General features: G+C 69.8%; 22 protein-coding genes. 16 read left to right on the plus strand and 6 right to left on the minus strand.

Annotation, left to right across the window (positions count from 1 at the left end):
- Positions 1–83: 83 nt before the first annotated feature.
- The 10 genes from ASD23_RS08765 to ASD23_RS08810 all read left to right on the plus strand — a co-directional run bounded on the left by ASD23_RS08765 (position 84) and on the right by ASD23_RS08810 (position 14,154).
- Positions 84–1,568 (plus strand): SDR family oxidoreductase, encoded by a 1,485-nt coding sequence (locus ASD23_RS08765; RefSeq protein ID WP_056009438.1) that lies wholly within the window; start codon positions 84–86, stop codon positions 1,566–1,568.
- Positions 1,569–1,697: 129 nt separating this feature from the next.
- Positions 1,698–4,265: an aminopeptidase N gene (gene pepN / locus ASD23_RS08770; RefSeq protein WP_056012819.1), complete on the plus strand. Its 2,568-nt coding sequence runs from the start codon at positions 1,698–1,700 to the stop codon at positions 4,263–4,265.
- Between the two features lie 115 nt (positions 4,266–4,380).
- On the plus strand, positions 4,381–5,292 hold the full coding sequence (locus tag ASD23_RS08775; RefSeq protein ID WP_056009440.1) for an ABC transporter ATP-binding protein: 912 nt from the start codon (positions 4,381–4,383) through the stop codon (positions 5,290–5,292).
- A complete protein-coding gene (locus tag ASD23_RS08780; protein ID WP_056009442.1) occupies positions 5,289–6,143 on the plus strand; it encodes an ABC transporter permease in 855 nt (284 codons plus the stop codon). The genes ASD23_RS08775 and ASD23_RS08780 overlap by 4 nt, the downstream gene beginning before the upstream one ends.
- A 10-nt stretch (positions 6,144–6,153) precedes the next feature.
- Positions 6,154–7,491 (plus strand): sensor histidine kinase, encoded by a 1,338-nt coding sequence (locus tag ASD23_RS08785; protein WP_082571320.1) that lies wholly within the window; start codon positions 6,154–6,156, stop codon positions 7,489–7,491.
- Positions 7,488–8,171, plus strand: coding sequence for a response regulator (locus ASD23_RS08790; protein WP_056009443.1), 684 nt, complete (start codon positions 7,488–7,490; stop codon positions 8,169–8,171). Before ASD23_RS08785 ends, ASD23_RS08790 begins: the two co-directional genes overlap by 4 nt.
- A 44-nt stretch (positions 8,172–8,215) precedes the next feature.
- On the plus strand, positions 8,216–10,810 hold the full coding sequence (pepN, locus tag ASD23_RS08795; RefSeq protein WP_056009445.1) for an aminopeptidase N: 2,595 nt from the start codon (positions 8,216–8,218) through the stop codon (positions 10,808–10,810).
- 11 nt (positions 10,811–10,821) lie between these two features.
- Positions 10,822–11,928 carry a mechanosensitive ion channel family protein gene (locus ASD23_RS08800; RefSeq protein WP_082571321.1) on the plus strand — a complete coding sequence of 369 codons (1,107 nt, stop codon included), beginning with the start codon at positions 10,822–10,824 and terminating at the stop codon, positions 11,926–11,928.
- On the plus strand, positions 11,925–12,389 hold the full coding sequence (locus tag ASD23_RS08805) for a globin (RefSeq protein ID WP_082571322.1): 465 nt from the start codon (positions 11,925–11,927) through the stop codon (positions 12,387–12,389). Before ASD23_RS08800 ends, ASD23_RS08805 begins: the two co-directional genes overlap by 4 nt.
- 79 nt (positions 12,390–12,468) lie before the next feature.
- Positions 12,469–14,154: an FAD-binding dehydrogenase gene (locus ASD23_RS08810; protein ID WP_056009447.1), complete on the plus strand. Its 1,686-nt coding sequence runs from the start codon at positions 12,469–12,471 to the stop codon at positions 14,152–14,154.
- 68 nt (positions 14,155–14,222) lie between these two features.
- Here the strand turns inward: ASD23_RS08810 and ASD23_RS08815 are convergent, their stop codons facing one another.
- Positions 14,223–14,903, minus strand: coding sequence for a hypothetical protein (locus ASD23_RS08815; protein ID WP_056009449.1), 681 nt, complete (start codon positions 14,901–14,903; stop codon positions 14,223–14,225).
- 93 nt (positions 14,904–14,996) lie between these two features.
- On the opposite strand from ASD23_RS08815, the gene ASD23_RS08820 reads away from it, so the two are divergent.
- From ASD23_RS08820 to ASD23_RS18960, 3 genes are all read left to right on the plus strand, one after another.
- A complete protein-coding gene (locus ASD23_RS08820) occupies positions 14,997–15,890 on the plus strand; it encodes an acyl-CoA thioesterase (protein ID WP_056009451.1) in 894 nt (297 codons plus the stop codon).
- A gap of 96 nt (positions 15,891–15,986) precedes the next feature.
- A complete protein-coding gene (locus ASD23_RS08825) occupies positions 15,987–16,472 on the plus strand; it encodes a ubiquinol-cytochrome c reductase iron-sulfur subunit (protein ID WP_056009453.1) in 486 nt (161 codons plus the stop codon).
- A 2-nt stretch (positions 16,473–16,474) separates the two neighbouring features.
- Entirely contained in the window at positions 16,475–17,008 is a 534-nt protein-coding gene (locus ASD23_RS18960) for a hypothetical protein (protein WP_056009456.1), read from the plus strand.
- A 42-nt stretch (positions 17,009–17,050) separates the two neighbouring features.
- On the opposite strand, the gene ASD23_RS08835 is transcribed toward ASD23_RS18960, so the two are convergent.
- The 4 genes from ASD23_RS08835 to ssb all read right to left on the minus strand — a co-directional run bounded on the left by ASD23_RS08835 (position 17,051) and on the right by ssb (position 20,409).
- Complete coding sequence (locus ASD23_RS08835; RefSeq protein ID WP_056009458.1) at positions 17,051–17,527, minus strand: acyl-CoA thioesterase; 477 nt, start codon at positions 17,525–17,527, stop codon at positions 17,051–17,053.
- Position 17,528: 1 nt separating this feature from the next.
- On the minus strand, positions 17,529–19,211 hold the full coding sequence (ettA, locus tag ASD23_RS08840; RefSeq protein WP_056009460.1) for an energy-dependent translational throttle protein EttA: 1,683 nt from the start codon (positions 19,209–19,211) through the stop codon (positions 17,529–17,531).
- A 5-nt stretch (positions 19,212–19,216) separates the two neighbouring features.
- On the minus strand, positions 19,217–19,705 hold the full coding sequence (locus tag ASD23_RS08845) for a DUF6993 domain-containing protein (protein ID WP_056009461.1): 489 nt from the start codon (positions 19,703–19,705) through the stop codon (positions 19,217–19,219).
- A gap of 98 nt (positions 19,706–19,803) precedes the next feature.
- Positions 19,804–20,409 carry a single-stranded DNA-binding protein gene (gene ssb, locus ASD23_RS08850; RefSeq protein ID WP_082571323.1) on the minus strand — a complete coding sequence of 202 codons (606 nt, stop codon included), beginning with the start codon at positions 20,407–20,409 and terminating at the stop codon, positions 19,804–19,806.
- A 204-nt stretch (positions 20,410–20,613) separates the two neighbouring features.
- Between ssb and ASD23_RS08855 the strand changes: the two genes are divergently transcribed.
- The 3 genes from ASD23_RS08855 to ASD23_RS08865 all read left to right on the plus strand — a co-directional run bounded on the left by ASD23_RS08855 (position 20,614) and on the right by ASD23_RS08865 (position 22,786).
- Entirely contained in the window at positions 20,614–21,621 is a 1,008-nt protein-coding gene (locus ASD23_RS08855; protein ID WP_056009463.1) for an aldo/keto reductase, read from the plus strand.
- 164 nt (positions 21,622–21,785) lie between these two features.
- Complete coding sequence (locus ASD23_RS08860) at positions 21,786–22,049, plus strand: hypothetical protein (protein WP_056009465.1); 264 nt, start codon at positions 21,786–21,788, stop codon at positions 22,047–22,049.
- Positions 22,050–22,123: 74 nt separating this feature from the next.
- Positions 22,124–22,786 (plus strand): hypothetical protein, encoded by a 663-nt coding sequence (locus ASD23_RS08865; protein WP_056009467.1) that lies wholly within the window; start codon positions 22,124–22,126, stop codon positions 22,784–22,786.
- Positions 22,787–22,886: 100 nt separating this feature from the next.
- On the opposite strand, the gene nadE is transcribed toward ASD23_RS08865, so the two are convergent.
- Positions 22,887–23,708, minus strand: coding sequence for an ammonia-dependent NAD(+) synthetase (gene nadE / locus ASD23_RS08870; protein WP_056009469.1), 822 nt, complete (start codon positions 23,706–23,708; stop codon positions 22,887–22,889).
- Between the last annotated feature and the right edge of the window lie 99 nt (positions 23,709–23,807).

Consider the following 23,807-nt stretch of genomic DNA (forward strand, 5'->3'; position numbering starts at 1 on the left):
CTCGACACGCTCCTCGCATCGCTGCTCGACGAACGGAAGCGGCACACAGGTGATCACGGGGTGCCCGCCCGTAGAATCGGGGGATGCCCTCCGACGACTCCGCCTCCGTCAGCGCGCCCACGATCGACGCGCGCGATCTCGAGACGACGCTGCGGGTGCTCGCCACGCTCAGCGAGCTCGACCAGGACGACCCCGACTTCGAGACCGTCCGCCACGCGACCGCGAAGATGTTCAAGGCCGTCAAGGTCGCCCGCCGGCTCGCGAAGCGGCGCGTCATCCAGGACGCCGATCGCGCCGTCATCGCGGCGACCGCGACCGGTGCGCCGACGCGCATCGACGACGAGACCCGGGGCGCCGACCTCGTGAGCGGCACCGACGCACGTACCGCGGGTGAACTGCAGGTCGCCCGCCCCTGCTACATCTGCAAGCAGCGCTACACCCTCGTCGACGCGTTCTACCACCAGCTCTGCCCGACATGCGCAGCCATGAGCCACGCGAAGCGCGATGCCCGCACCGACCTCACCGGCAAGCGGGCCCTCCTCACCGGCGGCCGCGCGAAGATCGGCATGTACATCGCGCTGCGGCTGCTGCGCGACGGCGCGCACACCACGATCACGACCCGGTTCCCGCGCGACGCCGCCCGCCGGTTCGCCGCCATGCCCGACGCGGGCGACTGGCTGCACCGCCTGAAGATCGTCGGCATCGACCTGCGCGACCCCGCCCAGGTCATCGCCCTCGCCGACGACGTCGCCGCCCAGGGCTCGCTCGACATCCTCATCAACAACGCAGCCCAGACCGTGCGCCGCTCCCCCGGTTCGTACTCGCCGCTCGTCGAGGCCGAGTCGTCGCCGCTGCCCGACGGCCCGATGCCCGAGCTCGTGAGCTTCGGCCACACGAACGACGCGCACCCGCTCGCGCTCGCCGACTCGGTGTCGAGCCACCCGGTGCTCACCTCGGGTCTCTTCGCGGGCACGATGACGGCCGACGACCTCACGGCGCTCGCACTCGCACCCGGATCGAGCTCGCTCGCGAAGCTCGCCGACCGCACCGCGATCGACGCCGGCGGCCTCGTGCCCGACCTGCACCACGAGAACAGCTGGAGCGCTGTCGTGCAAGACGTCGACCCCCTCGAGATGCTCGAGGTGCAGCTCTGCAACACGACGGCGCCGTTCATCCTCGTGAGCCGTCTGCGAGCATCGCTCGCCGCGTCGACCGCTCGTCGCACGTACATCGTGAACGTCTCGGCGATGGAGGGCCAGTTCGGTCGCGGCTACAAGGGCCCGGGGCATCCGCACACCAACATGGCGAAGGCCGCCATGAACATGCTGACGCGCACGAGCGCGAAGGAGATGCTCGACGACGGCATCCTCATGACGAGCGTCGACACGGGCTGGATCACCGACGAGCGCCCGCACCCCACGAAGGTGCGGCTCGCCGAGGAGGGCTTCCACGCGCCGCTCGACCTCGTCGACGGTGCCGCTCGGGTCTACGACCCCATCGTGCGCGGCGAAGCAGGCGAAGACGTGACCGGCGTGTTCCTGAAGGACTACTCGCGCGCCGACTGGTGAGGAGCCTGCGGCGTCGCATCCGCTGCGCCGCGATGGCCGTGCGTCCGTGACCGCGGGCCGCCCGAGAGCTAGGCTGATGCACGTTGCCTGCGGCCACGAGCCGCGTCGATGACTGCCGAAGGAGCAGACGTGCCCGGAGAGAACCTCACCCGAATCGAAGCCGAGGAGCGTGCTGCGCTCGTCTCGGTGCGCGACTACGACGTCGTGCTCGATGTCACCACCGGTCCGGAGGTGTTCCGCAGCCAGACGACCGTGCGGTTCACTGCGACCGCGGGTGCGTCGACGTTCATCGACGCCATCACGGCGACCGTGCACTCGGTCACCCTGAACGGCGCCCCGCTCGACCCCGCCGAGGTGAGTGACGGCGTGCGCATCCAGCTGCCGAACCTCGCCGCCGAGAACGAGCTCGTCGTCGTCGCCGACGGCCGCTACATGAACACCGGCGAGGGCCTGCACCGCTTCGTCGACCCCGCCGACGGCGAGGTCTACCTCTACACCCAGTTCGAGGTGCCCGACTCGCGCCGCATGTTCGCCGTGTTCGAGCAGCCCGACCTGAAGGCCGAGTTCAAGTTCACGGTCACCGCGCCGTCGCACTGGCAGGTCATCTCGAACCAGCCGACCCCCGAGCCCGAGCTGCACCCCTCGGGTCGCCGCGCCGACGACGTCTCGACGGCCACGTGGGCGTTCGAGCCGACGCCGCGCATGTCGAGCTACATCACCGCGCTCATCGCGGGCCCCTACGACGTCGTGCGCGACGAGCTCACGAGCTCCGACGGGCGGGTCATCCCGCTCGGCGTGTTCAGCCGCAAGAGCCTGTCGCAGTACCTCGACGCCGACTACATCTTCGAGAAGACGAAGCAGGGCTTCGAGTACTTCGAGGCGAAGTTCGACGTGCCCTACCCGTTCGCGAAGTACGACCAGCTCTTCGTGCCCGAGTACAACGCCGGCGCGATGGAGAACGCGGGCGCGGTGACCTTCACCGAGGTCTACGTGTTCCGCTCCAAGGTCACCGACGCGATCAAGGAGCGCCGGGTCGTCACGATCCTGCACGAGCTCGCGCACATGTGGTTCGGCGACCTCGTCACCATGAAGTGGTGGAACGACCTGTGGCTGAACGAGTCGTTCGCCGAGTGGGCGTCGACGATCGCCACAGCCGAGGCCACCGAGTGGCACCACGCGTGGACGACCTTCAACTCGATGGAGAAGAGCTGGGCGTACCGTCAAGACCAGCTGCCCTCGACGCACCCGATCGTCGCCGAGATCCGCGACCTCGAAGACGTGCTCGTGAACTTCGACGGCATCACGTACGCCAAGGGCGGTTCGGTGCTGAAGCAGCTGGCCGCCTGGGTCGGCATCGAGGCGTTCTTCACTGGCGTCTCGGCGTACTTCAAGAAGCACGCGTGGGGCAACACGACCCTCGCCGACCTGCTCGGCGAGCTCGAGGTCGCGAGCGGCCGCGACCTGTCGGCCTGGTCGAAGCTGTGGCTCGAGACCGCGGGCGTCAACACCCTGCGTCCCGAGATCGCGACGGATGACGCGGGCACGATCACGGCCTTCACGGTGCTGCAGTCGGCGCACCCCGACTACCCGACGATCCGCCCGCACCGCGCCGCGATCGGCTTCTACAACCTCGTCGACGGCAAGCTCGTGCGCGAGCACCGCGTCGAGCTCGACATCGACGGTGAGCGCACGGATGTCGCCGAGCTCGTCGGTCTCGCACGCCCCGACCTCGTGCTCCTCAACGACGACGACCTCGCCTACGCGAAGATCCGTCTCGACGAGGCGTCGCACCAGGTCGCCCTCGGCAACCTGTCGAAGATCGAGGACCCGCTCGCCCGCGCCCTCGTCTGGAGCTCCGTCTGGGACGCCGTGCGCGACGCCGAGACCAGCGCGAGCGACTACCTCGACCTCGTGCTCGGCAACATCGCGAGCGAGACCGAGTCGACGACGCTGCGCATCATCCTCGCGAACGCGCAGCTCGCCGCGAGCTCGTATGTCGCGCCCGAGCACCGGGCCGGCGCACGCCGAGCGCTCGCCGACGGGTTCTGGCAGCTCGCGCAGCAGGCTGCGGCCGGCAGCGACGCCCAGTTCCAGTTCGTGAAGGCCTTCGCCTCGATCGCCGAGGCCGGCTCGCACGTCGACGACCTCGCCGGCCTGTTCGACGGGTCGATCACGCTCGACGGCCTCGACGTCGACACCGACCTCGGCTGGGAGCTGCTCATCGCACTCGTCGCCGCGGGCCGTGCCGGCGACGCCGAGATCGACGCCCGTCTGGAGTCGGACAAGACCGCCACCGGCCAGGAGTCGGCCGCGCACGCACGTGCGGCGACGCCGACCGCCGAGGGCAAGCAGCGCGCCTGGGCGTCGGTCATCGATGTCGACACGGCGACGAACTCGGTGGTGCGCACGACCGCCACCGGCTTCGTGCGCGCCGACGACCAGTCGCTGCTGACGCCGTTCATCGAGCGCTACTTCGGCATGCTCGACGGCATCTGGAAGAGCCGCAGCTACGCGATCGCCGAGAAGCTCGTCGACCTGCTCTACCCGGCGCCGCTCGCGAACCGCGCCCTCGTCGACGCCAGTCACGCCTGGCTCGCGGCGAACGCCGACGCGGCACCCGCGCTGCGCCGTCTCGTGGTCGAGAACGTCGCCGGCGTCGAGCGCGCACTCGCCGCGCAGGCGCGCGACGCGCAGTAGCACCCGGCACGACCGCTCAGGGCGGGTCGGCATGGTACTTCGGTACCACGCCGGCCCGCCCTGAACCATTCTCCAGACGGATGTCCCAGGCGCACCCGATCCGTAGCGTTGAAGCATGATCACGGCAGAAGGGCTCGTCAAGCGCTACGGCGCGAAGACCGCCGTCAACGACATCAGCTTCACCGTCCGCCCCGGGCAGGTCACCGGGTTCCTCGGACCGAACGGCGCAGGCAAGTCGACCACGATGCGCATGATCGTCGGGCTAGACCGCCCGACCGGCGGCAGCGTCACGGTCAACGGCAAGCCGTACGCGGCGCACCGCGCGCCGCTGCACGAGGTCGGCGCCCTCCTCGACGCCAAGGCCGTGCACACGGGCCGCACCGCCTACAACCACCTGCTCGCGATGGCCGCCACGCACGGCATCGGCGCGAGCCGCGTGCGCGAGGTCATCGAGATGACGGGCCTCGAGTCGGTGGCGCGCAAGCGCGTCGGCGGATTCTCGCTCGGCATGGGCCAGCGACTCGGCATCGCCGCTGCGATGCTCGGAGACCCGTCGACGCTCATCCTCGACGAGCCCGTCAACGGCCTCGACCCCGAAGGCGTGCTGTGGGTGCGGCAGTTCGTTCGGCACCTCGCGTCCGAGGGCCGCACGATCTTCCTCTCCTCGCACCTCATGAGCGAGATGGCCCTCACGGCCGACCACCTCATCGTGCTCGGCCGCGGCGAGATCATCGCCGACGCACCGGTCGCCGACATCATCGCCGGTGGCACGCGCCCCCGAGTGCTCGTGCGTTCGCCGCACGCCTCGCAGCTGGCCGACCTGCTCGCCGCCCCCGAGGTCGCGGTGATCCGCTCCGAGGCGGGCGTCCTCGAGGTGACGGGAGTCCCGGCATCCGGAATCGGCGACCTCGCAGCCCAGAACGGGCTCGCCATCCACGAACTCACCCCGCTCAGCGCGTCGCTCGAAGATGCCTACATGGCCTTGACCGCCGACGCCGTCGAATACCGCACGGAGGCAGTCCGATGACCACGACCACCCCGCAACTGGCGCACCCCTCGCAGCGCGCGCACTCCACCTCGCTCTCCTTCGGCGGCGTGCTCCGTTCCGAATGGATCAAGCTCCGGAGCCTCCGCTCGACCACCTGGTCGTACCTGATCGTCATCGCGATCTCGCTCGGCATGGCGCTCATCATGTCGCTCAGCATGGCGAGCGACATGAACGGCGGTGCGGATGCCTCGGGCATGCCCGCCGACGGTCAGGTCTCGCTCATCGTGCAGTCGTCGGTGTTCGGCGTCTTCTTCGGCCAGCTCGTCGCCGGCGTGTTGGGCGTGCTCATCATCAGCGGCGAGTACACGACGGGCATGATCCGGTCGACGCTCACCGCGGTGCCCAAGCGCCTGCCGGCACTCGCGGCCAAGGCGATCGTGCTGTTCGTCACCACCTTCCTCGTGGGCCTCGTCGCCAACCTCGGCGCCTTCGTCGTCTCGTCGGTGGTCTTCGCCGGTGTCGACGTCTCGGCGAGCCTGGTCGAGCCGGCGGTGTTCCTGCCGATCCTCGGCGGTGCGCTCTACCTCGCGCTGGTCTCGGTCTTCGCCCTCGGCGTGGGCACGATGCTGCGATCGAGCGCCGGTGGCATCGCCGCCGTGCTCGGCGTCATGCTGCTCCTGCCGACGGTGCTGCAGATGATCCCGGCCGAGTGGGCGCACGACCTCATCCCGTACCTGCTCTCGAGCGCAGGCCTCGGCATCTTCACCTCGGCCACGGCGGAACCCACCGCCGACGCGCTCGGCGCCTGGCTGAGCCTCCTGGTCGTGCTGGCGTGGGTGGGGGCATCCATCGCCGGCGCCGCGGTGCTCCTCAAGCGACGGGACGCGTAGAGTCCAGTCCATGACGGAAGCACCCATCTCCCCCGGCTACCCGGCTTCGGTAGTCGGGGGAGAACTTCGTCTGCCGAAGCCGCCGGGCGTGATCCGGCAGTTCTGGGCGCGGCATCCGTGGCTCACCGACTCGCTGATCACGGCGCTGTACTTCGTGCCGACCTTCGCGGGGACGATCGCACTCCTGTTCGGCTCTGATCCGCCTCCCGCATGGATCGCCGTCGCCCAACTGGTCGCCATTGCCGTGGCCGCCGCCGCGATCCTGCTCCTGCGCCGCAGGGAGCCCTGGCTGCTCGTCGCCATCGCCTGGCTCGTCTGCCTCGTCGTGTACCCGTTCGGGTCCACCGACGTGTTCCCGTTGCTGCTCGCCCTCTACGCCCTCGCGGTGTACGGCTCGACGCGCGCGGCCTGGATCGGGTTCGCCGGATCGGTCGTCGTGACGACGGCCTCCTCGTACATCGCCGTCTGGGCGCATGCCGGCGACACGGTGGCGCCGTTCGGCGCCGACGCACCGGCATCCGCTTCGCAGTTCACCGTGCTGCTGCTGATCGCCACCCTCATCGGAGTGACCGTCGGCAACCAACGCCGCTACCTGAACGCCCTCATCTCCCGCGCCCACGACCTCGCCCGTGAACGCGACCAGCAGGCGCAGCTCGCCACCGCCGTCGAGCGCTCGCGCATCGCCCGGGAGATGCACGACATCGTCTCGCACAGCCTCACCGTCATGGTGACGCTCGCCGACGGGTCGGCGGCGACCGCCGCGCGTGATCCGGAGCGCGCCGCCGAGGCGATGCAGCACGTGGCCGACACCGGCCGTGCCGCACTCGCCGACATGCGCCGCATGCTCGGGGTGCTCGCCGAACCCGCCGAGGCCGCGGGCCACCCCGAGGAGCTCGCTCCGCAACCGGGCACGGCGGCGCTGCCGGTGCTCGTGGAGCGATTCCGCGCCGCCGGGTTGCCGGTGCAGCTGACGACGGTCGGGCCGCCGATCCTCAACTCGAACCTGCAGCTGACCGTCTACCGCATCGTGCAGGAGGCGCTCACGAACGCGCTGCGGTACGCCGCGACGGCTCACCGCGTCGACGTCACGGTCGAGCACGCCGACGGCGTCGTGCGGGTCGACGTCATCGATGACGCCGCCGTCGCGTCGACGTCCGAACTCACGAGCGGCGGCAAGGGCCTCGTCGGCATGCGCGAACGCGTCGCCCTCTACGGCGGCGCCCTCGAAGCCGGTCCGGGGCCGCAGCGGGGATGGCGGGTGCACGCCGAACTCCGCGACGAAGAGCGCAGCACGCCGCAGTCCGACGCCCCCACCACGAACCCCGATGACCCGGAGGAGGACGCATGACCACCGACCGACCGATCCGCGTCGCGATCGCCGACGACCAGTCGCTCGTGCGCATCGGGCTCCGCATGGTGCTCGAGTCCGAGCCCGACCTCGAGGTCGTCGGCGAGGCCGCCGACGGGCGCGGCGCGATCGCGCTCGTCGAGTCGCTCGAGATCGACGTCATGCTGATGGACGTTCGCATGCCCGATCTCGACGGCATCGCCGCGACCGAGTCGATCGTCGCAGGTGGGCGACCGACCCGGATCCTCGTGCTCACGACCTTCGACCTCGACGAGTACGCGTTCGCCGCCATCCGGGCGGGCGCGAGCGGGTTCCTGCTGAAGGATTCCCGACCCGCCGACCTGGTCGGTGCGATCCGAACCGTGCATGCCGGAGAGGCCGCGCTCTCCCCGCGGGTCACGCGGCGGATGATCGAGCTGTTCGCAGGCGAGCTGCCCGGCACCGAGGCTCCGATCGAGGCCCCCGGCCTCGACTCGCTCACGCCCCGCGAACGCGAGATCCTCATCGGCATCGCCGAGGGGCGGAGCAACCCCGAGCTCGCCGAGCAGTTCTTCCTCTCGGAATCGACGGTGAAGACCCACGTCGGCCGCGTGCTGCAGAAGCTCGACGCGCGCGACCGCGTGCAGCTCGTGATCTACGCCTACGAGCACGGGCTGCTTCCCATGCCCGGCTCATCCTGAGTCAGTAGGCTGACGGGGCAAACGAACCCCACGGAGGCCCCTGCATGCCCGCTGCCGATCTGACCCGAGTCGAAGCCGAACAGCGCGCGCAGGTCGTGCGCTCGCCGCGCTACGAGATCCGCCTCGACCTGTCGGGGCCCGGCGACACGTTCCGCAGCGAGACGCTCGTCTCGTTCGACGCCGAGCCGGGTGCATCGACCTTCATCGAGGCGTGCACGACCGAGGTGCACGAGATCTCCCTGAACGGCCGCCCGCTCGACGCAGCCGCGGTCAGTGACGGCACGCGCATCCGCCTCGACGGTCTCGCGGCTGCGAACGAGCTGCGCGTCGTCTCGACGGCGGCGTACACGAACACCGGCGAGGGCCTGCACCGCTTCGTCGACCCCGTCGATGGGGCGACGTACCTGTACACCGAGTTCGCCGTCGCCGAGGCGAACCGGGTCTTCGCGGTCTTCGACCAGCCCGACCTGAAGGCGTCGTTCACGTTCACGATCACGGCTCCGGCCGCATGGACCGTGCTGAGCAATGCTGCGACGCCCGAGCCGGCGCCGGGCAAGCTCGTCACCGGTGCAGCGGCCGCGGCGACCGTCGCCGTCTCGACCTGGTCGTTCGAGCCCGGTCCCGTCATCTCGAGCTACATCGTCGCGATCATCGCCGGGCCCTACGCCGCATGGCACGGCAGCGCGCGCAGCGTCGACGGCCGCGACATCCCGCTCGGCGTGCTGACCCGCGCCTCACTCGCGCAGTACGCCGAGCCCGAGGTCATGTTCGAACTCGTGCAGGCGGGCCTCGCGTTCTACGAGACCGCGTTCGGCGTGCCCTATCCGTACGGCAAGTACGACCAGATCTTCGTGCCCGAGTACAACTGGGGCGCCATGGAGAACGTCGGCGCGGTCACCTTCAACGAGTCCTACCTGTTCCGCTCCCGCGTCTCCGACGCGCGGCGCGAGCAGCGGGCCATCGTCGTGCTGCACGAGCTCTCGCACATGTGGTTCGGCAACTCCGTCACGATGAAGTGGTGGAACGACCTCTGGTTGAACGAGTCGTTCGCGACGTGGGCCTCGACCCTCGCGACCGCTGCCGTCACCGAGTTCACCGGTGTCTGGGCGACGTTCGCGAGCGATGAGAAGACCCACGCCGCCGAGCAAGACCAACTGCCCTCGACCCACCCGATCGTCGCCGAGATCGCGAACCTCGCCGACGTCGAGGTCAACTTCGACGCGATCACCTACGACAAGGGCGCCTCGGTGCTGAAGCAGCTCGTCGCGTGGGTCGGACTCGACGCGTTCCAGCGCGGTGTCGGCGCGTACCTCACCGCCCACGCGGGCGGCAATGCCACGCTCCGCGACCTGCTCGACGAGCTCGAGACCGCGAGCGGCCGCGACCTCACACGCTGGTCGGCGCTGTGGCTCGAGACCGCGGGCGTCAACACCCTGCGGGCCGCGATCGAGACGGACGGCTCGGACACGATCACCGCCGCACGCATCGAGCAGAGCGCGGCTCCGGGGCATCCGACGCTGCGCCCGCATCGCCTCGCCCTCGGCTGTTACGAACTCGGCGACGACGGGCTCGCGCGCACGAACCGCATCGAGCTCGACATCGACGGCGCCGTCACCGAGGTGCCCGAGCTCGTCGGCCTCCCGCGCCCCGACCTGCTGCTCGTGAACGACGACGACCTCACCTATGCGAAGGTGCGGCTCGATCCCGACTCGCTCCGCGTCGCGATCGACCACCTCCCCGAGCTCTCCGACCCGGTTTCACGGGCCGTCGTGCTCGGCTCGGCGTGGGACGCGCTGCGCGACGCCGAAGTGCCGACGATCGACTTCGTACGCCTCGTCATCGGCAGCATCGGGCACGAGACGCAGTCGGCGGCCCGCGGGCTCGCCCTCGCCCGCCTCGAACTCGCGATCAGCCGCTACCTCGCCGAAGAGCACCGCACGCAAGTCGCCGCCGAGGCCGGCGACGCCGTCTGGGCGCTCGCCGAGCTCGCCGCGCCGGGATCCGACACCCAACTGCAGTTCGTCAAGGGATTCACCCGCATCGCGTCGACCGCGGCGCACGCCGACGTGCTCGGGAGCCTCCTCGACGGCTCGATCAAGCTCGCAGGGCTCGACATCGACCTCGACCTGCACTGGGAGCTCGTGGTCGCACGGGCGACGCTCGGCGCGGCGTCCGACGACGAGATCGACGCGGCCCTCGCGCGAGACGACACCGCCAAGGGGCGCCTCCTCGCCGAGACCGCCAGGGCCGCCCGACCCGACCAGGCGGTGAAGGATGCCGCGTGGCGACGCGTCGCGACGGATGCCTCGCTGTCGAACGACCTCGCGCGCGCGATCGCCGACGGCTGGCAGCGCACCGCGCAGCCCGAGCTGCTCGCGACGACCGCGACCGAGTACTTCGCGATGCTGCAGGGCGTCTGGGCGAGCCGGAGCTTCACGATGGCCTCCCTCGTCGTGAAGCGCCTGTACCCGGCGCCGCTCGTCTCGCCGGAACTCGCGGTGATGACCCGTGCCTGGCTCGAGGCGAATCCGACGCCTGCGCCGCTGCACCGGCTCGTCTCCGAGCAGCTCGACGAGCTCGAGCGGGCACTCGCCGCGCAGGCGCGCGATGCCAGCGTGCTCTCGGGCGGGGCTCAGTAGACTTTCACACCATGTTCGGTTTTGAAGATCCAGATCCCACGCCGGTCAGCGGCGACTTCTGGGCGGGCATCGTCGACTACTGGGTCGGCAACTGGGACGTCGTGCTCGGGAACCTCATCTCGATCATCTTCATCGTCGTCTTCGCCCTCCTGATCCGGTGGGTCCTGCATTTCGTCATCGAACGGATCGTCAAGCAGGTCGTCACCGGCGTCAAGAAGAAGCAGGACGTCACCGACACGCAAGCGCTCCAGGCATCGCCGCTCGCCGCCGTGCGCCTCGTGCAGCGCACGCGCACGCTCGGCTCCGTACTGACGAACATCGTCAACGTCACGTTGTTCATCGTGGTCGTACTGCTCATCGTCAACACGATCAATCCGACGATCCTGAGTTCGTTCGCGCTGCTCACCGCAGCTCTCGGTGCGGGGCTCGGCTTCGGCGCCCAGAACATCGTGAAAGACGCGCTGAACGGCATCTTCATGGTCGTCGAGGACCAGCTCGGCGTCGGCGATGTCGTCGACCTGGGGCCGGCGACGGGCATCGTCGAGGAGGTCCGCATCCGCGTCACGAAGATCCGCGACGTGAACGGCACCCTCTGGTTCGTGCGCAACGGCGAAGTGCTGCGGGTCGGCAACATGTCGCAGGGCTGGGCGCGCGTCATCGTCGATCTCGCCGTGCCCTACGACGTCGACGTCGACGAGGTCGAGGCGACGCTCCTGCGCACCGCCACCGAGATGGCGCACTCCCCCAAGTGGCGCTCGCGCGTGCTCGAGAAGCCCGAGGTGTGGGGTCTGGAGTCGATCACGGCGGAAGCCCTCGTCATCCGCGTGGTCATGAAGGTGCGCTCCTCGGCGAAGGACGACGTGGCGCGGGAGCTCCGCATGCGACTCAAGCACGCGCTCGACGAGCTGGGCGTGAAGCTCCCGAGCCTCAACAGCGTCGTGCTCGCCGGCTTCGAGGGTGCCACGCGGGTCAAGGGTGCGAAGCCGCCGAAGACGACCCCGAACGCCGTCGTCGCCGCGGGTGACACGGGGGCCGCGGCGGCTCGTGCAGCCGTCAAGAAGCCGCGTGCGCCGCGCGCACCGAAGCCGCCGGCACCGCCGGCTGGAGGAGCATCATGAGCGAGCAGCTGCCCGCCGAGGCATCCGGCCCCCCTCGACCTGCGAACGTGCCGCTGCGCGGCACCGAGCACGGCTCGGCGCTCGGACCCTCGTTCTACGAGACCGTCGGCGGTCGCCCGACGTTCGAGCGGCTCGTCGCGGAGTTCTACCGCGGCGTCGCCGACGACCCCGTGCTGAAGCCGATGTATCCCGAGGAGGACCTCGGCCCCGCTGCTGAACGGCTCACGATGTTCCTCGAGCAGTACTGGGGCGGACCGGGCACCTACAGCGAACAGCGCGGGCACCCCCGGCTGCGCATGCGGCACCAGCCCTTCAAGGTGAACCCCGACGCCCGCGACCGCTGGCTCCTGCACATGCGGAACGCGGTCGACTCGCTCGACCTGCCTCCGCTCGCGGAGGAGACCCTGTGGGATTATCTCCAACGGGCCGCCTACGCGATGGTCAACACGTTCGACGAGTAGCAGCACCCGACCGGCCCCGCCCGAACACCAGCACGATCCACCCGAACACCCCTGCACCACCCGAGACGAAGGAGTCCTTGTGGCCGCTTCCCCCGCACCCGCCGCGACCGACCGCACGCAGAAGCCCGTCGACGCCATCGTCGTCGGTGCAGGCCTCTCCGGCCTCGTCGCCGCAGCCGAGCTCGTCGATGCGGGCAAGCGCGTCCTGATCGTCGATCAGGAGCCGGAGGCCAGCCTCGGCGGCCAGGCGCACTGGTCGTTCGGCGGACTGTTCCTCGTCGACTCTCCCGAACAGCGCCGCATGGGCGTGAAGGACTCGCTCGAGCTCGCGAAGCAGGACTGGGACGGCACCGCCGGGTTCGATCGCGACGAGGACGAGTGGGGGCGGCGCTGGGCCGAGGCCTACGTCGAGTTCGCCGCGAGCGAGAAGCGCGCCTGGCTGCATGAGAAGGGTGTGCGCTTCTTCCCGATCGTCGGCTGGGCCGAGCGCGGCGGGTACAACGCCATCGGGCACGGCAACTCGGTGCCGCGATTCCACATCACCTGGGGCACGGGCCCCGGGGTGCTCGCACCGTTCATCGCCAAGGTGAAGGCCGGCGAGGCCGCCGGACTCGTGGAGTTCCGCCACCGCCACCGCGTCGACGAACTCGTCGTCGCGGGGGGCGCGGTCGTCGGCATCCGCGGCGCCGTGCTCGCACCCGACCCTGCAGGGCGCGGCGAGCCCTCGAACCGCGACGAGGTCGGCGAATTCGAGCTGCGCGCGCCCGCCGTCGTCGTCGCTTCAGGCGGCATCGGCGGCAACCACGACCTCGTCCGCCAGTTCTGGCCGAAGCGCATGGGCACGCCGCCGAAGTCGATGCTCTCCGGCGTGCCCGCGCACGTCGACGGCCGCATGCTGCCGATCACCGAGCGCGCCGGCGCACGGCTCGTCAACGGCGATCGCATGTGGCACTACACCGAGGGCATCACCAACTGGGACCCGATCTGGCCGTTGCACGGCATCCGCATCCTGCCCGGCCCGTCGTCGCTCTGGTTCGACGCGACCGGCAAGCGACTGCCGGTGCCGCTCTTCCCCGGCTTCGACACCCTCGGCACGCTCGAGCACATCACCGCGACGGGCCACGACCACTCGTGGTTCGTGCTCACCCAGAAGATCATCGAGAAGGAGTTCGCCCTCTCGGGCAGCGAGCAGAACCCCGACCTCACCGGCAAGGACCTGAAGCTCCTCGCCCAGCGACTGGGCTCCGGTGCGCCCGGCCCCGTCGAGGCCTTCAAGGAGCACGGCGTCGACTTCGTGGTCGCCGACACGCTCGACGAACTCCTCGACGGCATGCGCGCCCTCTCGCCCGAGACCGAGCTCGACACGGCGAACATCGAGCGCGAGATCGTCGCCCGCGACCGCGAGGTCGACAACGAGTTCACCAAGGACCTGCAGCTCACCGCCGTGCGCGGAGCCCGCAACTACCGCGGTGACAAGCTCATCCGCGTCGCGACCCCCCACCGGATCCTCGACCCGAAGGCCGGCCCGCTGATCGCAGTCAAGCTGCACATCCTCACGCGCAAGAGCCTCGGCGGCATCCAGACCGACCTCGACTCGCGTGCGCTCGGTGCCGACGGGTCGCCGGTTCCCGGGCTCTACGCCGTCGGCGAGGCATCCGGATTCGGCGGCGGCGGCGTGCACGGCTACCGGGCGCTCGAAGGCACCTTCCTCGGCGGATGTCTCTTCACCGGCCGCGCGGCCGGGCGGGCGATCGCGAAGCTCTGACCCGATCTCGTAGGTTGAGCCTGTCGAAACCGGCGCTGCAGGGTTTCGACAGGCTCAACCGGCAGAAGTCAGGCCTTCAGGGTCCAGGGCTTGCGCCGCACGAGCACGTGCCCGCGGCGCGAGGAGAGCCGGGTCCACGGGCCCGTCTCGAAGAGCTTGACCTCGTCGTCGCCGAGGAACCCGAGGCTGTACGCCGCGAATGCAGCGCCGGTCGGGATGTACTCGGCCCCTTCGACCCCGCGCCCCCACACCTCGGAGCGCACGCGCTGCACGAGCTGCTCTCCCGTGCCCGCGGGGATCGCCTCGGCGACCTCGTCGATGCCCGCACGGGCGGCCGCCTCGAGCGTCGCGGCATCCGTCGTGCCGAGCGGGCGCCAACCGCCGCGCGGGGGCGAGATACCGGCCCACGTGACGGTGTTGACCTCGGGCGGCCGCGACATCGACACGGGGCGCGAGTCGTCGTCTTCGCCGAGCTCGCCCCGCGCACGCACGATGCGCTCGACGAGGGAGCGCATCGGCACGACCGAGTCGAACTCCTCGTCGTCGGCCAGGGCGAAGGTCCGGAGGCCGAGCACCGTGGGACTCTCGTCGAGGATGCCCCGCGGATAGAGGATCGCGGTGTACACGGCGAGGATTCCGGAGCCCGCGATGAGGCGCACGGAACCGTCTTCGACGCGTCCTGCGCGCTGCAGGTAGGTGTGCAGATCTCCGAGCGACAGGCTGTCGGCGAGCGTGAGTTGTTGAGCCATCTGCTGTCTAAACTACCAAGAGAGCGCCGCCGCCCCGGCGGTCACACGCTCAGAGGGTCACGAGCGGTCACCGACCACCGACACGGAGGAACGATGAACGGTCCGATCGACGGCCTGCTGAGCACCCTGCACCTCACCGACACCGGTGCTCGCACGACTGAAGACATCTTCACCGGGCCGTCGCAGTGGATGCCGCTCGGGCGTGTCTTCGGCGGGCAGGTGCTCGCCCAATCCCTCATAGCCGCGATGCGCACCGTGGCCGACGACCGCACCATCCACTCGATGCACGGCTACTTCCTGCGCCCTGGTGACGTGGCGCACCCGATCACGTTCAGCGTCGACCGGCTGCACGACGGCCGATCGTTCTCGACGCGGCGCACGCATGCGTTCCAGAACGGCGTGCCGATCCTCTCGCTCATCGCCTCGTTCCAGACCGAAGACGCTGGCGTCTCGCACCAGGTCGAGATGCCGACCGACCTGCCCGATCCCGAGACGCTGCCGTCGACGGCCGACGTGCTCGGCTCCTTCGACCACGACATCGCCCGGTACTGGTCGAACGAGCGCGCCTTCGACGTGCGGCACATCCCCTCGCCCATCTACCTCACCGTCGATGGCGAGCGAGTGCCGCGCCAGGCGGTGTGGATGAAGGCGTTCGGTCGCCTGCCCGACGACCTCAACATGCACCGGGCCGCGCTCGCATACGCAAGCGACTACTCGATCCTCGAACCCGTCCTCCGCGCACACGGCGTCGCCTGGGCGACCCCCGGCTTGAAGGTCGCGAGCCTCGACCATGCGATGTGGTGGCACCGCGACGCCCGCGTCGACGAGTGGCTGCTCTACACGCAAGACTCCCCGTCGGCCAGCGGTGGCCGCGGCCTCTCGCTCGGGCGCATCTACACTCGCGACGGCGTGCTGATTGCGAGCGTTGCCCAAGAAGGCATGGTGCGGGTACCCGAATCGGCGCGTTCGTCGGAGACGACTGAATAGATCCTGTGGAATCCACCGTCCCCCATGGATGGTGACCCAGAATGGTGCCATGGGCGCTCGCGAGTCGCGAGCGACGCGGACGAAGGAGTTCTGGCGATGACCGATCCCACCCGACGCACCATCCTCACGATGGGTTCCGCCGGCGCCATCGGCGGAGCCTTGGCGCTCGCAGGGTGCGCAGCGGATGCCCCGAGCCCGAGCACCTCTGCCACTGAAGCGCCACCGAGCCTCGTCGAAGATCCGCCGACCTCGACCGGTCCGACTGCAGCCCCCGACGCGCCTGCACTGGGCGGCGATGTCGCGGCCCTGGCCGACGTTCCGGTGGGCGGCAGCATCGACGCCACGATCGACGGCGAGCCTGCGCTGGTGGCGCAGCCGACCGCCGGCCAGGTCGTCGCGTTCAGCGCGATCTGCACGCACCAGCAGTGCGTCGTGGCCGCTGCCGGCGACGAGTTCCATTGCCCGTGCCACGGATCGATGTTCGACGCCGCCACCGGCGACGTCATCCAGGGCCCGGCACTCGAGCCGCTGACGCCGATCGCCGTCGCGGTCTCCGGCGATCGCATCGTCGCTGCCTCCTGACGATGGACTACACGTTCGCAGGGCTCCCCCTGCACGTGCTGCTCGTGCACGCCGTCGTGGTGCTGACGCCGCTGCTGGCGCTGCTCCTCATCGTCCTCGCGGCGTGGCCCGCCGCGCGCCGAGTGCTGTGGGTTCTCGCGCTCATCGCGGCGGCACTGCTCCTGCCGCTCGGGCTCGTCACGATCGAAGCCGGCAAGTGGCTCGAACAGCGAGTGCCTCCGGCACCGCTCATCCAGGTGCATACCGCGCAAGGCGAAGACCTCGTGCCATGGCTCATCGCGTTGCTCGTCGTGGCGCTCGCGATCGCCGGTTGGGCGCTCGTCGAGCGCGCGGCACGTCGGCGCAGCTCCCCCGGGAACGGGGATCCGCGAGGCGGGGCGCCGAGCCGCGGCACCCGTGTCATCGTAGGAGTCGTGCTCACCGTCGCGGCCCTCGTCGTCGCGGCAGGCTCGATGTGGACGCTCGTGCAGATCGCAGAGGCGGGCAGCCGCGCCGTCTGGGAGGGCTCGTTCAGCGACGAGCCGCTCGAGGGCTGACCCGACCGGTCGCGGTGACGCCGGGTGATCGACCGGCTGTGGTCAACGCCGACGGAAGGTGACGGGTTCGCCGAGGTAGGGCTCCCACGCGGCGCGTTCGGTGTCACCGATGCGGCGCGGCCGCTCGGTCTCTGCGTCGACGAGCACGATCGTCGTGACCGCACGCGTGTAGAGCACGCGCGGCTCGACACCGACCGGCGAGTAGACCTCGTAGCAGACGTCGAGGCTCGCCCCGCCCATGTGCCCGATCCAGAGCTCGATGTCGACCGGTTGCCGCTGGTACGGGATCGGCGCGAGGTACTCGACCTCCTGGCGCGCGATCAACGTGATCGTGGTCGCGCCGGGTGTGGCGTCGAGCACTGCGGTCGACGCACCCGCGGCGTGCTCGGACGTGTCGTCGCTCACCCAGAACGCCTGGATGCGAGCCTCTTCGAGGAGGCCCAGCATCCGGGCGTTGTTCACGTGCCCGTAGGCGTCGAGGTCGCTCCACCGCAGCGGAGTGGGCACGTGCAGGCGCATGTCAGTCCCTGGTGAGCTTGCGGTAAGCCGAACGGTGCGGCTTCGCCGCGTCGGGGCCGAGCCGCTCGATCTTGTTCTGCTCGTACGACTCGAAGTTGCCCTCGAACCAGTACCAGTTCGCGGGGTCCTCCTCGGTGCCCTCGTAGGCGAGGATGTGCGTCGCGATGCGGTCGAGGAACCACCGGTCGTGGGTGATGACCACGGCACAACCGGGGAACTCGAGCAGTGCGTTCTCGAGGCTCGACAGGGTCTCGACGTCGAGGTCGTTGGTCGGTTCGTCGAGCAGCAGCAGGTTGCCGCCCTGCTTCAGCGTGAGCGCGAGGTTCAAGCGGTTGCGCTCACCACCCGAGAGCACGCCGGCCTTCTTCTGCTGGTCGGGTCCCTTGAAGCCGAATTGCGAGACGTAGGCGCGCGACGGGATCTCGGTCTTGCCGACGATGATGTAGTCGAGGCCGTCGGAGACGACCTCCCACAGGTTCTTGTTCGGGTCGATGCCGCCGCGGCTCTGGTCGACGTACGAGATGTCGACCGTCTCGCCGATCTTGAGGTCGCCGCCGTCGAGGGGTTCGAGCCCCACGATGGTCTTGAACAGCGTCGTCTTGCCGACGCCGTTGGGGCCGATGATGCCGACGATGCCGTTGCGCGGCAGGCTGAAGCTCAGGTCGTCGATGAGGATGCGTTCGCCGAAGCCCTTGCGGAGCTTCTTGGCCTCGATCACCTGCGCGCCGAGGCGCGGGCCGACGGGGATCACGATCTCCTCGAAGTCGAGCTTGCGCGTGCGCTCGGCCTCGGTCGCCATCTCCTCGTAGCGCGCCAGTCGCGCCTTGGACTTCGCCTGGCGCCCCTTCGCGTTGGAACGGACCCACTCGAGCTCTTCAGAGAGGCGCTTGGCGAGCTTCTGGTCCTTCTTGCCCTGCACCTGCAGGCGTTCCTGCTTCTTCTCGAGGTAGGTCGAATAGTTGCCCTCGTAGGGGTAGAGGCGACCGCGGTCGACCTCGCAGATCCATTCGGCGACATGGTCGAGGAAGTACCGGTCGTGCGTGACGGCGAGCACGGCGCCGGGGTACTTGGCGAGGTGCTGCTCGAGCCAGAGCACGCTCTCGGCGTCGAGGTGGTTGGTGGGCTCGTCGAGGAGCAGCAGGTCGGGCTTCTGCAGCAGGAGCTTGCAGAGCGCGACACGGCGCTTCTCACCGCCCGAGAGCACGGAGACCTGCTCGTCGCCCGGCGGGCAGCGCAGTGCGTCCATCGCCTGCTCGAGCTGGGAGTCGAGGTCCCACGCGTCTGCGGCGTCGATGGCCTCCTGCAGCACGCCCATCTCGGCGAGGAGCGCGTCGAAGTCGGCGTCGGGCTCGGCCATCGCCAGCGAGATCTCGTTGAAGCGGTCGAGCTTCGCCTTGATCGGCCCGACACCCTCTTGAACGTTCTCGAGCACCGTCTTGGTCTCGTCGAGCACGGGCTCCTGCATGAGGATGCCCACGGAGTAGCCGGGGCTCAGCCGCGCCTCGCCGTTGGACGGCTGGTCGAGGCCGGCCATGATCTTGAGGATCGTCGACTTGCCGGCGCCGTTCGGGCCGACCACGCCGATCTTCGCTCCGGGGAGGAATGCCATCGTCACGTCATCGAGGATGACCTTGTCGCCGACCGCCTTGCGGGCGCGAACCATCGAGTAAATGTAATCAGCCATGTCGCCTACCAGTCTATGGGGCGGGTCTGCCCGACAAGACAGGTGCCGGTGCCGAGCGGCGGCCGGACCGCGCCGTGGTATCCACCGGAGGCGGGACCGTACTGGCCGACCAGGCATTCCCCTTGGAAGAGCACGGAGAACTGCACGGAATCGGCTGCCAGGTCGACGGTGGTGCGGTCGGCGGTGACCTGCATCTGGGCCTTGTCGAAGCCCGCGGCCACGAGCGCGTCGATGAAGTCGCGCCCGCCCGCTGAGGCGTTCGCGGCGACGACGCCCGCGTTGACCCAGTCGAAATACGGCAGGTTCTCGGACGCGGAGAGTTCGGGACGGAACTCGGGTGCGGTCGGCGCCGCGGTACCGGGTGTCGACGGCGTCGGTCGCGCGGTCGCGGGTGCTGTCGGCTGGGGGTCGTCGAACGTGCACGCTGTGAGCCCGACGAGCAACGCGACCCCCGCGATCGCAAGGCCCGCGCTGGTACCGAATCGCCGTCTCATCGTTCCCCTCACCGGCGGTGGCGACCGCCCGAGCCGATTCTAGGCGGTACGCCCTCGATCGAGGCTCGGGCGGGCCGTGCGAGGCCTCGAGCACCTGCTCAGCGGGCGAACGTCGCCTCGAACTCGGGGAGCTCGACGCCCTCGGCATCGTCGTCGTCGCTGGGGGCGGTGTCCGCGTCGTCATCGGTGTCGGCGTCGAGCCCGAGGGGTCGCAGCGCCGAGGAGGTGCCGGGCCACGTGGAGGTGCCGCCGTCGAACGCCGCCCCAGAGCCCGCCGGCGGCACCTCGGCGCCGCCGAACGCGTCGCCCTGCGGCGACCCCGCCTCCGCGGCATCCGCTGGACGCGTCGGCCGGACCTTGGCGTAGGTGCTCACGCACCATGCGAGGTCGTGGCCGATGGAGTCGGCCTCGATCTCGACGGCCGTGCCGGACCGTTCGCCGGTCTCCCAGGCGCGCAGCCGGAGCCGGCCCCGGATGATGAGTCGCTCGCCCTTGCGGATGGAGAGGCTCGCATTCGTGGCGAGCTGACGGAACGCGGAGACGGTGTACCAGTTGGTCTCCCCGTCTTCCCACGTCGCCTTCTCGCGATCGAACACGCGCCTCGTCGAGGCGAGTCGGAAGGTGGTGATGGCGAGTCCGCCGTTGGTGACGTGGTGCTTGGGATCGGTTCCCACGACTCCCGTCACGGTGATGATGTCGGTCATGTGCTGCACTCCTCGGTCGGATGCCGCCGCGAGTCGACGGCACGCGGCCCCGGGAAGGCGCTCGTGCCGGATCGTCACCCCGGAGCCGCGTTCCGAACAGCATCGCGTCGGCCCCGAGGCATCCGGTGGTCGCCGACATTGGTCGTGCAGAAGCCGGCCGTCACGCGAGTGTGGAGGACGAGTCGGGCGACCTAGAGTTGCTCCATGAGCTACGCCGCCCTCCCCGAACGCTACGACCGCATGCAGTACAACCGGGTGGGCCGCAGCGGCCTGAAGCTCCCGGCTCTCTCGCTCGGCCTCTGGCACAACTTCGGGCACGAACGCACCTACGACACCCAGCGCGCGATCGTGCGTCGCGCCTTCGACCTCGGGGTCACGCACTTCGACCTCGCGAACAATTACGGACCGCCTCCCGGTAGTGCGGAGGTGAACTTCGGCCGCATCCTCGCCGACGACCTCGCCGCGTACCGCGACGAGATCATCGTCTCGTCGAAGGCGGGCTACGACATGTGGCCCGGCCCGTACGGCGACTTCGGTTCGCGCAAGTACCTGCTCTCCTCCCTCGACCAGAGCCTTGGGCGCCTCGGCCTCGACTACGTCGACATCTTCTACTCGCACCGGCCCGACCCCGAGACGCCCATCGAGGAGACGATGGGCGCGCTCGCGAGTGCCGTGCGACAGGGCAAGGCGCTCTACGTCGGCATCTCGAACTACGACCCCGACCAGACTCGGGCAGCAGCAGCGGCGCTCGAGGCCGAGGGCGTGCCGCTCCTCATCCACCAGCCGCGCTACTCGATGTTCGACCGTCACATCGAAGACGGCCTGTTCCCGGCGCTCGAAGAGGTCGGCGCTGCGAGCATCGTGTTCTCGCCGCTCGCGCAGGGCCTCCTGACCGATCGCTACCTCGGCGGCGACGTGCCCGCGGACTCGCGGGCGGCGACGAGCCGGTTCCTCTCCCCCGACCGCATCAGCGGCGAGTACCTCGAGCGCGCCCGTGCGCTCGACGCGATCGCGAAGGATCGCGGCCAGACGCTCGCCCAGCTCGCCCTCACCTGGGTGCTGCGCCAGCCGCTCGTGTCGAGCGCCCTGATCGGCGCCTCGAGCGTCGCGCAGCTCGAGCAGAACATCGCCGCGCTCGATGCTGCACCGCTCACCGAGGCGGAGATCGAACGCATCGAGCCGTTCGCCGCGCACGGCACCGTGCTCGGCTGAGCTCGGCGGGCCATGCAGTGCCCAGCCGGGTTCGGCCGGGCACTGCATGCCGGCGACCACCGGCAACGGCCATCGGCGGCGGTCACCACGCCGAGCGGATGTCGGTGGCCGGCCGTACTCTCGTGACACACCGCAGGGCCGGCTGCACCAACGAGAGGAGCGAAATGTCCGCCATCGCCACCGACGCGTTCGCAACGCGCACTCGCGAACCGTTCCCCGACGACGTGCCCGGCCTGCAGATCTCGCCCGCAGCACCCGGCCTGTGGCGGGTCACCCGCCCGCAGGGCGCCGTGCTCGGACACATCGAGCAGCGCGGGTTCGGCGACGAGGTCCGCTTCGGTTCGAAACGACTCGTCGCGGGTGGCATCCGCTCGATCGAACTCGGCGAGTTCTGGTCGTCGCGCGCCGCCGCCGAGGTCTTCCGCTGAGCTCGCGCCACGCGTATTCGGGCACGCCGCCGGCGCTCGCCGACCGCGACGCGAGCCGGGGGTAATCTGCGGCCATGCAGTGGTGGAACGATCTCATCTCATGGCTCGATTCGAGCGCCTCGCAGCCCACGGTCTTCTCGGCCGTCGTGCTGTTCTTCGCGGTGCTCGCCGCCGGCCTCCTCGCCGCGTGGATCGCCAGTCTCGCGATCAAGCGGCTCGTGGCACAGCGCGATCGTGAGTCGAAGGCCGCAGCGATCGCCGCCCTCGTCGATGCCGCCACCGAGGCATCCGTGTGGAACTCGCTGACGCCGCAGGAGCAGGTGCTCGCCGATCGTGCCGTCGGCCAGGCCGACATCGTCGTACGGCTGCTGCCGATCCGCGGGTCCGACGTCGCGGCGAACTGGGCCGCTCACCAGCTGCATGAACTCAAGCGGGCATCGGCGACGTTCGGGTACCAACTCGACCCGGCTGTCGTGGAGTTCCGCGATCGACTCCTCGAGTGGCAGCGCCGTCCTGGGCGAACGCGCCGCCAATTCCAGAACGACCTCACGCGGTGGCGCACCCAGCGCCAGGAGCCCGAGCAGACGGCCATCGACCAGCAGGACAGCTGGGTCGCCGAGCAGCACCAGCAGCGGTATCAGGGCAGCGTCACCATCGCCGACGAGAACGCCGACGACTCGACGACGACCGCCAACACCGCGCCGACGGTCACCCTGCAGGGCGAGCAGCAGCGCTGAAGCGGCTCGCTCGATTCCGCTGAGCGTCCCGGACCACGCAGGTCGCTGAGGGCCGCGCTGCTGAGCGCAGCGTGCGGCCCTCAGCAGCGGGTCGCGACGATCAGCGCCACCAGTCGTCGAACATCGACACGGGAACCGTGCGCTTGTGCCGTGTCTGCAGGAAGCGGGCTTCGATGCGCTCGGCGACTGCCTCGTCGATCTCCTCGCCCTCGAGGTAGGCGTCGAGGTCGGCGTAGCTCAGGCCGAGGTTCGCCTCGTCGGACTGCCCCGGGTTCGCATCGAGCAGATCCGCCGTCGGCACCTTGAGATACAGGCGCTCGGGCGCACCGAGGTGTTCGAGCAGCGCGCGCCCCTGCCGCTTCGTGAGACCCGTGAGGGGAAGCACGTCGGCTCCCCCATCGCCGTACTTGGTGAAGAATCCCGTGACGGCCTCGGCGGCGTGGTCGGTGCCGACGACGAGCAGCCCGCCCTCTCCAGCGAGGGCGTACTGCGCCACCATCCGCATACGCGCCTTGACGTTGCCCTTGCCGAAGTCGCTGAGCGGCACTCCGGTCGCCGCAGCGAAGTCCTCGGTGAGTCCATCGACGCCGCCCTTGACGTTGAAGACCACCGTCTCCTGCGGCTCGATGAAGTCGAGGGCCAGCTGGGCATCATCCTCGTCGCGCTGCACGCCATAGGGCAGGCGCACGGCGATGAACCGCGATGCCACGCCTTCTGATTCGAGCTCGGCGACTGCGAGCCGGCACAACCGGCCCGCGAGGGTGGAGTCCTGCCCACCGCTGATGCCGAGGACGAGGCCCTTGGCGCCGGTGGCGCGGAGGTAGGACTTCAGGAAGTCGATGCGCGCCCGCACCTCCTCGGCGGGATCGATGACCGGGGTGACATTGAGTTCGGCGATGATTCGCGACTGCAGCTCTCGCATGCCACGACGATACCGCCGTCATGTTTCCAGCAGACAACCGGATGCCACGGTCCGGCGCCACGGCACCGCCCGCTGCCTCCGCTAGCATCGCGACGGGCA

It is taken from the genome of Agromyces sp. Root1464, from assembly GCF_001427265.1.
GTDB classification, from domain to species: Bacteria; Actinomycetota; Actinomycetes; order Actinomycetales; family Microbacteriaceae; genus Agromyces; species Agromyces fucosus.

Bases quoted from the DNA above. Each gene is read 5' to 3' on its own strand.
- ASD23_RS08765 (WP_056009438.1), top strand. From the start codon at position 84: ATGCCCTCCGACGACTCCGCCTCCGTCAGCGCGCCCACGATCGACGCG.
- ASD23_RS08775 (WP_056009440.1), top strand. From the start codon at position 4,381: ATGATCACGGCAGAAGGGCTCGTCAAGCGCTACGGCGCGAAGACCGCC.
- ASD23_RS08780 (WP_056009442.1), top strand. From the start codon at position 5,289: ATGACCACGACCACCCCGCAACTGGCGCACCCCTCGCAGCGCGCGCAC.
- ASD23_RS08785 (WP_082571320.1), top strand. From the start codon at position 6,154: ATGACGGAAGCACCCATCTCCCCCGGCTACCCGGCTTCGGTAGTCGGG.
- ASD23_RS08790 (WP_056009443.1), top strand. From the start codon at position 7,488: ATGACCACCGACCGACCGATCCGCGTCGCGATCGCCGACGACCAGTCG.
- pepN (WP_056009445.1), top strand. From the start codon at position 8,216: ATGCCCGCTGCCGATCTGACCCGAGTCGAAGCCGAACAGCGCGCGCAG.
- ASD23_RS08800 (WP_082571321.1), top strand. From the start codon at position 10,822: ATGTTCGGTTTTGAAGATCCAGATCCCACGCCGGTCAGCGGCGACTTC.
- ASD23_RS08805 (WP_082571322.1), top strand. From the start codon at position 11,925: ATGAGCGAGCAGCTGCCCGCCGAGGCATCCGGCCCCCCTCGACCTGCG.
- ASD23_RS08815 (WP_056009449.1), bottom strand. From the start codon at position 14,903: ATGGCTCAACAACTCACGCTCGCCGACAGCCTGTCGCTCGGAGATCTG.
- ASD23_RS08820 (WP_056009451.1), top strand. From the start codon at position 14,997: ATGAACGGTCCGATCGACGGCCTGCTGAGCACCCTGCACCTCACCGAC.
- ASD23_RS08825 (WP_056009453.1), top strand. From the start codon at position 15,987: ATGACCGATCCCACCCGACGCACCATCCTCACGATGGGTTCCGCCGGC.
- ASD23_RS18960 (WP_056009456.1), top strand. From the start codon at position 16,475: ATGGACTACACGTTCGCAGGGCTCCCCCTGCACGTGCTGCTCGTGCAC.
- ASD23_RS08835 (WP_056009458.1), bottom strand. From the start codon at position 17,527: ATGCGCCTGCACGTGCCCACTCCGCTGCGGTGGAGCGACCTCGACGCC.
- ettA (WP_056009460.1), bottom strand. From the start codon at position 19,211: ATGGCTGATTACATTTACTCGATGGTTCGCGCCCGCAAGGCGGTCGGC.
- ASD23_RS08845 (WP_056009461.1), bottom strand. From the start codon at position 19,705: ATGAGACGGCGATTCGGTACCAGCGCGGGCCTTGCGATCGCGGGGGTC.
- ssb (WP_082571323.1), bottom strand. From the start codon at position 20,409: ATGACCGACATCATCACCGTGACGGGAGTCGTGGGAACCGATCCCAAG.
- ASD23_RS08855 (WP_056009463.1), top strand. From the start codon at position 20,614: ATGAGCTACGCCGCCCTCCCCGAACGCTACGACCGCATGCAGTACAAC.
- ASD23_RS08860 (WP_056009465.1), top strand. From the start codon at position 21,786: ATGTCCGCCATCGCCACCGACGCGTTCGCAACGCGCACTCGCGAACCG.
- ASD23_RS08865 (WP_056009467.1), top strand. From the start codon at position 22,124: ATGCAGTGGTGGAACGATCTCATCTCATGGCTCGATTCGAGCGCCTCG.
- nadE (WP_056009469.1), bottom strand. From the start codon at position 23,708: ATGCGAGAGCTGCAGTCGCGAATCATCGCCGAACTCAATGTCACCCCG.